General features: G+C 60.8%; 9 protein-coding genes (1 of these 9 running past the window's edge). 4 read left to right on the top strand and 5 right to left on the bottom strand.

Annotation, left to right across the window (positions count from 1 at the left end; translation table 11 throughout):
• Nucleotides 1-157: 157 nt before the first annotated feature.
• Together AC0L3A_RS21205 and AC0L3A_RS21200 are read left to right on the top strand one after the other, a co-directional pair.
• The gene (locus tag AC0L3A_RS21205) at nt 158-1,486 is read left to right on the top strand and encodes an NAD(P)H-dependent oxidoreductase (protein ID WP_354126822.1); all 1,329 of its coding nucleotides are present in this window, start codon (nt 158-160) and stop codon (nt 1,484-1,486) included.
• A gap of 293 nt (nt 1,487-1,779) precedes the next feature.
• Nucleotides 1,780-2,487, top strand: coding sequence for a hypothetical protein (locus AC0L3A_RS21200; RefSeq protein WP_354126823.1), 708 nt, complete (start codon nt 1,780-1,782; stop codon nt 2,485-2,487).
• 217 nt (nt 2,488-2,704) lie between these two features.
• Here the strand turns inward: AC0L3A_RS21200 and AC0L3A_RS21195 are convergent, their stop codons facing one another.
• The 4 genes from AC0L3A_RS21195 to AC0L3A_RS21180 form a co-directional block, all read right to left on the bottom strand.
• Nucleotides 2,705-3,151: a GNAT family N-acetyltransferase gene (locus tag AC0L3A_RS21195; RefSeq protein WP_354126824.1), complete on the bottom strand. Its 447-nt coding sequence runs from the start codon at nt 3,149-3,151 to the stop codon at nt 2,705-2,707.
• Nucleotides 3,152-3,206: 55 nt separating this feature from the next.
• On the bottom strand, nt 3,207-3,659 hold the full coding sequence (locus AC0L3A_RS21190; RefSeq protein ID WP_354126825.1) for an NUDIX hydrolase: 453 nt from the start codon (nt 3,657-3,659) through the stop codon (nt 3,207-3,209).
• Between the two features lie 189 nt (nt 3,660-3,848).
• On the bottom strand, nt 3,849-4,133 hold the full coding sequence (locus tag AC0L3A_RS21185) for a hypothetical protein (protein ID WP_354126826.1): 285 nt from the start codon (nt 4,131-4,133) through the stop codon (nt 3,849-3,851).
• Between the two features lie 28 nt (nt 4,134-4,161).
• Entirely contained in the window at nt 4,162-4,533 is a 372-nt protein-coding gene (locus tag AC0L3A_RS21180) for a hypothetical protein (protein ID WP_354126827.1), read from the bottom strand.
• Between the two features lie 604 nt (nt 4,534-5,137).
• Here AC0L3A_RS21180 and AC0L3A_RS21175 point away from each other — a divergent pair.
• A complete protein-coding gene (locus tag AC0L3A_RS21175; RefSeq protein WP_354126828.1) occupies nt 5,138-5,479 on the top strand; it encodes a DUF6984 family protein in 342 nt (113 codons plus the stop codon).
• Nucleotides 5,480-5,579: 100 nt separating this feature from the next.
• Here AC0L3A_RS21175 and AC0L3A_RS21170 read toward each other — a convergent pair whose 3' ends face one another.
• A complete protein-coding gene (locus tag AC0L3A_RS21170; protein WP_354126829.1) occupies nt 5,580-6,665 on the bottom strand; it encodes an SDR family oxidoreductase in 1,086 nt (361 codons plus the stop codon).
• A 303-nt stretch (nt 6,666-6,968) separates the two neighbouring features.
• Between AC0L3A_RS21170 and AC0L3A_RS21165 the strand changes: the two genes are divergently transcribed.
• Nucleotides 6,969-7,619, top strand: the 5' portion of a protein-coding gene (locus AC0L3A_RS21165) for a TRAP transporter substrate-binding protein (protein WP_219680430.1). It continues 438 nt past the right edge of the window; 651 of the gene's 1,089 nt are visible here — the first part of the coding sequence; it begins with the start codon at nt 6,969-6,971; its stop codon lies off the right edge, out of view.

The raw sequence follows: 7,619 nt of genomic DNA, 5'->3' as shown, positions 1-7,619 counted from the left end.
GGGGGCTGGGGGGGTTTTACGGTTAATGCGGGGGGGGGGGTTCGGGGCGCCCCGGAAACCAACCCGGCCGCAGAGTTGGTGGATGAATGGATTCCGGGCTCGCGCTTCGCGCGCCCCGGAATGACGAGCTTCAATCGTTGCGCTTAGGACAAGCCCCATGAACCTCTTCCGCCTCCTCCAGGCTCGCGCTTCCGCCGGCAAGCCCGTCCGTGTGGCGCTGATCGGCGCCGGCAAATTCGGCTCGATGTTCCTGGCGCAGGTGCCGCACACGCCAGGGCTGGAGGTCCCCATCATCGTCGACATCAATCGCGACCGTGCGCGCGAGGCCTGCCGCACCGTCGGCTGGGACGCGGCGCGGATCGCCGCCACCGTCTTCACCGATGACGGCGCGCGCGCCATTGCGGGCGGCGCGATGGACGTGGTGGTGGAGGCGACCGGCAATCCAGCCGTCGGCATCAGGCACGCGCGTGCCGCGATCGCGGCCGGCAAGCATATCGTGATGGTCAATGTCGAGGCCGACGTGCTGGCGGGTCCGCTGCTCGCCGAGGAAGCCCGCAAGGCCGGCGTGGTCTATTCGCTCGCCTATGGCGACCAGCCGGCGCTGACCGCGGAGATGGTGGATTGGGCCCGCGCCACCGGCTTTCACGTGGTCGCCGCCGGCAAAGGGACAAAATATCTGCCGGCCTATCACGACGTGACGCCGGATGGCGTCTGGCAGCATTACGGGTTGAGCGCGGGCGAGGCGCAATCGGCCGGGATGAATCCGCAGATGTTCAACTCCTTCCTCGACGGCACCAAGTCGGCGATCGAGATGGCCGCGATCGCCAATGCCTGCGGACTCGACGTGCCTGCGGAGGGCCTGCTGTTTCCACCCTGCGGCGTCGACGACCTGCCGCACATCATGCGGCCGCGCAGCAGGGGCGGCGTGCTGGAGCGGTCGGGCGTCGTGGAGGTGGTCTCCTCGCTCGAGCGCGACGGAAGGCCGGTGTTTCGCGATCTGCGCTGGGGCGTTTACGTCGTGCTGGAGGCGCCGAACGACTACGCCGCCGACTGCTTCAGGCAATACGGCCTCAAGACCGACGGCAGCGGACGGTATGCTGCGATGTACAAGCCCTATCATCTGATCGGCCTCGAGCTGAACATCTCGGTGCTGTCGGCCGCGCTGCGGGGCGAGCCGACCGGGCAGCCCCATGGTTTCCACGGCGACGTCGCCGCCGTGGCCAAACGCAATCTGCGCGCGGGCGAGATGCTGGACGGCGAAGGCGGCTACACGGTGTGGGGCAAGCTGGTGCCGGCGGCCGCGAGCCTCAAGGCCGGCGCGCTGCCGATCGGCCTGGCGCATCGGCTGAAGCTGAAGCACGACGTCGCCCATGGCGAGATCGTGCGTTGGAGCGACGTCGAGTTCGACGCGGGCAACGAGACGGTCAGGACGCGGCGGGCGATGGAGGCGGCCTTCGCAAGCGCAGATCAGGCCGCGCACTCATAGATCGAGATTCATTGGTGCGGCCTGAGCGATGTCCGCTGGCCGACGCTTTGCGGACTCAAGCTGACCATCGATTCAGGTCAGCTATGGGCCACAAGCCGACATTCAAACCTGCTCCGTTTGCTCGCTAACTCGCTGAGGCGAGAGTCCCCCGAAGCGACCTTGTCGAGGTATGAATCCATGTTTACGGAGCCGCACAGCCGAAGTTAACCAGTTAGACAATCTCTGGTGGTACCAGATCCCTATAGATCGTCCGACTCAAGCGAGTGACGCTTGATCGCAGCGCGAGGCGTTCGGTGACGCAGGCAAGGTGGCGAAGCTATCTCCGCATCGTCGCGATAGGGCTGGTGGCTATCGCTGTTGCGGGTTGTTCTAAGAGCTATCGGTACAAGCTGACAGTTGCGGTCAATACGCCGGACGGCGTCAAGCACGCTTCGAGCGTCGTTGAGGTGTTGGTGGAGAATGTCGTCTTTCCTGAGCGCGGCACTTTTAGCAATTTGCGCGGCGAAGCCCTTTACCTCGATCTAGGCTCAGGCGCGAGGCCCTTGGTCGCGCTGCTGACAAACCAAATTCGCGGGTACTATGGCTGGACCCGTTATGCAGGACCGAACCTTGAGTTCGTGTGCGAGCTTTATAACATGGCGCCGCCGACGAACATCATGGATGCCGTGGCCACAATCGCCCGCCAGCGCGGCCCGCGCAAGATTGACTCGGGACGACTGCCCGATCTCGTTACTTTCGCCGACGTCAATAATCCTGGGTCGGTCATCCAGGTCAATCCGGACAACTTGCAGGCAACGCTAGGTCCGGGCGTGAGCTGGAATGAAATCACGCTAGAGGTGACTGATGAGCCCATTACAACGGGCATCAAGTCTCGGTTGCCCTGGTTATCTGCCTATCGTGGCAAGAGACTGGACGGCCGTACAGATCATGGCAAAAACACTCTCGCGAATACCCTGACCATCGCCGACTTTGCTCAGCCCAGAGACATAGAGAAAGACTAGCGTTCTGGTTCTCCGGCAGCCGAACCGGTTCTGACTGAGCGTTGATCGTCACTCAGGACAGTTATCGAAGTCCGTTCCGGGTCAATTGCGGCGGCGTCCCGCTGAGCGACCGACTTCCGGTCCTCGCCTGCGTCCGGACATGTCGCTGCACTCGCGACTGGCGCGACGGGCCAATTCCCGACACGTCCCCAAGGAACATCGGAGGGCCAATCGACACCTACCGCCGCACTTCGAAGTAAGTCTTGCCGCCTCGTTCGAATCCTGCTCGCTCGTAGAAGCGCAGGGTCGCCTCACGCTTGGACCCCGTCGCCAAGTGGACCTTATAGCAATCGGCCTGCGATGCGATCTCAAGCGCATAGGTGAGAACCCGTCGCCCGAGCCCTGATTTGCGATGGTCGGTGTGGGTGACTACATTTTCAATGACGCCATATGATCGGCCGCCCCGAGACAGATTGGGCACAATTGCGAGCGTGCACGACGATAGAAGCTGTTCACCTGCTTGCGCCACGATCACAGTCATAAACCCCGATGAAAGCAGATTGGACCAGACGCGCTCAGCCGTAGCTGGCGCCAGTGGGGGTTCCTGCGGATGGAGATGCCCGTAAAGGTTCAGAACCTGATGCAGGTCGCGTTCTGTTGCGTGACGGACAATAGCATCTTTCATGTAGTGATCTCTTGCAAAGCAAGTCGCAGTTGCGGAGCAAATTGCAACGACAATCTCACATTGGAGGCCGCACTGTCTCCAGAACTTTGAGAGCCTCCACCACCGAATTGTAGATTAACTGGTCATCCGGCTTGCGGTTCTCTTTGAGCTTCTCCACGTTCGCGCGATCAACCCAGAGAGTCTCTGACACTTTGCCGGTTTCCAGAGCTGGTTTTGTGAGGTCCCCGTCGACGGTCACGATGAACTGTCGTTCTTCATAGGGTGTCGGCCCATAGCTCCAATACTTAGGTGTTAGCTCAAGAACGATGTTCTTAAGGTGCCAGCCTGTCTCCTCATGTATTTCGCGGCGCAGAGCAGAAAGAACGTGCTCGTCGTCTTTGACGTGCCCGCCGATCAAGTCCCAACACCTGGGAAACAACTCACGCGTCGATGAGCGCCTTTGCACAAAGACGCGTCCTCGACCATCAACGACCATCGCGTCCGCAATAAGCTGCCTTCTTAGTAACATTTCGTCGGTCTCGGAGTGCGGTAAAGATTAGCCTTTGCGGCGCCCACTTGAGGCCCATGCCGTAGCTTCAAGGGGCGATTTTGATCCAGCCGTCCGAGCTCCGCAACGGGTCCACAAGCGGTCCTCCACCGGCGGCGCGCGGCAGGTCAGCTAGGGACCAATACGGACATCAACAGGATGTTGCCAGAGTCATGGCTGCTTGTCGTGGGGCAATCCAACAACAATGCCAAGGAACCAACCGCCAAAGAAGGACACAACAAGCATGAGGAGATAGGTCGTTGCGAAGGGACCGACCTCCTGCTTGCCTTGAATACGATCAAACTCTAGTAGGACCAGCGCAAAGACTGCCGCGCAGAATGCCGGCAGAAATGCCGCAAGCCTTCCCTGAGGATTCCGTGATAGAGCCGTGGATCGACGATACGATATCACGGCACTCGAGGCGACCACGATCAGACAGGCGATGAGGAAGTACATGTGGGCGCCTTAACCGTCTGGGATATGTCTAGCCACAGATCTGACGCGCGGCGCCGTGCTGTTCATGCATCGAACCATTCAGCCAAAGTCCATAGCCGATGGCGATATGAAAGACAGCGTATGTGAGCGCATTTTCAATAACGAGGGACGCAGGCCCGCCCTCGGTGAGGAAAGCTTTCTCGGCAAACCAGCCAGAATAATACACAAAATAGGCGCCAGCGAATCCGCGCCAAAACATACCGGGAAGAAAATCGATCTTGAATGCCATCAGCACGAGACCGCTGGCCGCAAGCACCTCAATTACAAAGTCGACAATCTGCACCGCAGTGAAAGTCCCAACGTCGCCGATTCCGTAAGACGCGAGCAAGACAGCGAAGAATGCAAAAAGCTTCCAACCCACGTAGACCTCCGACTTTGCTTGCGCTGCGCAAGGTAGAGATCATCAGTAAAGCCATCGCTTCTAGGCTTAGTTTAGCTTAGGTTTCGACGGTAGCTCAAAGCTTAAGAAAATAAGTAGATTTCGGGATCGGCCTTGAGGTCGGAGGCGATCGACGCAACCAGAAGAGCGGCCAGATTGCGAACGACAAGACAATCCACCAAAAGCCAAGGAGGCATAGCCCAAACCAAAGGTGATGCGCACCTTGGCTGACCGACCCCAGAAAGCACCTTACGCCTGTCGGTGGACATAGCGCGTTTGAAAAACGAACCAGCCAGGTTGCTGGCGTCCAAACGATCAAGAAAAAGGGCCGTACCATTTCGTGACTAAAAGCACCTGCTGCTATCACGCCTAAGGCGCAGAGCAGTCCGACTAGCAAGTGCGAAATCAGTCGCATTAGTGTTGGCAACCTCGGTCGGTCTAAGGACGATAGCAAGAACGACTATGTTCCGCTACGATCAAAAGCTGCTCTTGCACTTCGTGCCGGACACGTCCGCCATGGGCCAGAACGGACATCGCGAGCGCGGCGTGATATGGGCCAATGCACCTAGCCGCTACGAGAAAGAAGATGCCGCGCCCACTTACCCCCGACGAGCACGATCTGGTTGTCTTTATTCTAGGTCAGCATTCGCCCTTGCAGGACCATTTTGGCTTCGTCGACGAAATGAACGACGGTGGGATGGGTAGCCTTCTCTTCGAAGGTGCCGCAGACCGGCGTTTCGGCCGATGTATTGGCGAAGCCGAATTTGACGACGCTGATGGAGTGCTGGTGTCGGTCGCGCTGAACCTCGATCAGCGCGGCGAGCTGTTTGAACTTGATCTTTGGAAGGTCGACTTTTCGCCGCTACAAAGGATCGCCGCGCTGGGTGATGTCCGTCCCTCACGGTGGTTGCGACAGAAGCTCAGATAAGCCAGACTTAAAGCCGTTCGAACCGGCTTGGCCGGAGGACCGATCCGGGTCACAATCTGATCTGGGCAACGATCCCGGACGTACCGGCTTTGGTTCTGCGTCATGGCAGCAGCCGCTCTTGCTTCGCCTGCCTGAACCACTTCCGGAACATGTCTTCGGTGTCCATCATCTCGGTGAAGCCGGCGCGGTTGATCTTCACGGTCGAGACGATCGAGGGCGGACCGGATTCGGTCTGGCCGTAGCGCAGGCTGTAATCGGCGTATTGGAACGAGAGGCCGACGAATTCGGCCAGCGCAGGCGATACGAGGTCGTGCTTGCGCCGCAGCGCATCCCAGGGGCCGACCCAGGATGGAAAAGCCCTGGCGAGCGACAGCGGGACCGGCTTGCCCGGCTTCATCTCCAGCGCATCGGCGACCGCAGGCCAGATGTTCTCCCAGGTAAAGACGTCGCCATTGGTCACGTTGAAGGCTTCGTTGCGCGCGGCCTCGGCCTCGCCCGACCAGGCGATGGCGCGGGCGAGGAGGTCGACATCGACAGCCTGCGCCACCCGCGCGGCGCCGCCGGGGTAATCCAGCGGCCTGCCCTGCTCGCGCAGCATCGCGGCATAGACGCCGAGCGGCGGGATCAGGTCCATGGCGCCGCCCATGGCGAGGCCGACGATCAGCACCGGCCGCAGGATGCTCCAATGCCAAGCCTTGCCGGCTTGCAGTTCGCGCAAGAAGTTTTCCTGCGCCCAGTAGAAATTGGGCTGCTCGTACATTTCGGAACGGCCTTCGCGAGCCGGCACGGTCAGGGGGCGAACGTGGACGCCATAGGCCTTGGTGCCCTGCAACAGGGCGACATGCTTGAGGCCGGGTGAGACCGGCTCGAGCGCACCCATCAGATTGCGCAGCATCAAATCGTTGGTCTTGATCTGCTGCGGGTCGCGCCAGCCGTCGACGAGTTGCGGCGCCTCGTAGAGCGCAGCGTAGATCAGATGCGTCGCGCCGCTCAGTTCCGAGGCGGCGCGGCCGCAATCCGCTGCGCTGGTCAGGTCGATCGGGACATGACGGGCGCCGTAGAGGTCGCGCGGCCTCCGCCGGGACAGGGCAATGACATCGCACCCGCTCGATATGCCGAAGTGTCGCAACGCGGCATTGCCGACGAGACCGCTCGCTCCGGCGACCACGATCGTCTTGCCCGTCATGCGCGAGCCTCCCTGGTTTTTGCGCGATGGAATAGCAGATCGCGTGCCAGCCCGACTTGCGTCAGGCTGGCGTTCGCACCTGCGAGGCGCCCATGAGGCTTGAGACATCAGACTTGATTCCGGCGAAGCGCCCGGTCATCCTCGCTCGCGGAACCGCAACGATCGGAATTCCATCTACGAGTGCCCGCAAGGGCCGTTCGGAAACGCCACAACGTCTCAACAGAAAACGTCGAGCGTCGACGAAGACAAGACGACACCAAGATCGTTCCCTGGTCGAAGCATCGACTTAGCGGAGGGAAGCGCATGGAACGTCGTAAATTCCTGACGGCAGGCGGATTGGGCTTGGCCGCAAGTGCCGTCGCTGCGCCAGCGATCGCGCAGTCGATGCCCGAGATCAAATGGCGATACGCCGCGAGCTGGCCCAAGGCGCTGGATACGCTCTACGGCGGCTGCGAATATTTCGCCAAGCGCGTTGCCGAGATCACCGACAATCGTTTCCAGATCCAGCCATTCGCCGCCGGCGAAATCGTGCCGGGTCTGCAGGTGCTCGACGCCGTCGCAAACGGCACGGTCGAGATGGGCAACACCGCGCTGTACTACTATTGGGGCAAGAACCCCGCTTTCACGTTCGGCACGTCGCTGCCGTTCGGCTTGAACACGCGGCAGCACATTTCGTGGCTGCAGTGGGGCGGTGGCCAGGACCTGATCAACAATCTGCTGAAGGAATACAACACCATCGGCATTCCGACCGGGTCGACCGGCGCGCAGATGGGCGGCTGGTTCCGGAAGGAGATCAAGTCGATCGACGATCTCAAGGGACTGAAATTCCGGGTCGGCGGTTTTGCCGGCACGATCATCGCCAAGGTCGGCGGCGTGCCGCAGCAGATCGCGGCGGGCGATATCTATCCCGCGCTGGAGAAGGGCACGCTCGATGCCGCCGAATGGGTCGGGCCC

The sequence above is a fragment of the Bradyrhizobium sp. MI1.3 genome, from assembly GCF_055811695.1.
Note: the sequence above shows the minus strand (reverse complement) of the source record. Positions and strands in the feature narration are given on the sequence as shown.

Bases quoted from the DNA above. Each gene is read 5' to 3' on its own strand.
- AC0L3A_RS21170 (WP_354126829.1), bottom strand. From the start codon at position 6,665: ATGACGGGCAAGACGATCGTGGTCGCCGGAGCGAGCGGTCTCGTCGGC.
- AC0L3A_RS21190 (WP_354126825.1), bottom strand. From the start codon at position 3,659: ATGTTACTAAGAAGGCAGCTTATTGCGGACGCGATGGTCGTTGATGGT.
- AC0L3A_RS21195 (WP_354126824.1), bottom strand. From the start codon at position 3,151: ATGAAAGATGCTATTGTCCGTCACGCAACAGAACGCGACCTGCATCAG.
- AC0L3A_RS21205 (WP_354126822.1), top strand. From the start codon at position 158: ATGAACCTCTTCCGCCTCCTCCAGGCTCGCGCTTCCGCCGGCAAGCCC.
- AC0L3A_RS21185 (WP_354126826.1), bottom strand. From the start codon at position 4,133: ATGTACTTCCTCATCGCCTGTCTGATCGTGGTCGCCTCGAGTGCCGTG.
- AC0L3A_RS21175 (WP_354126828.1), top strand. From the start codon at position 5,138: ATGCCGCGCCCACTTACCCCCGACGAGCACGATCTGGTTGTCTTTATT.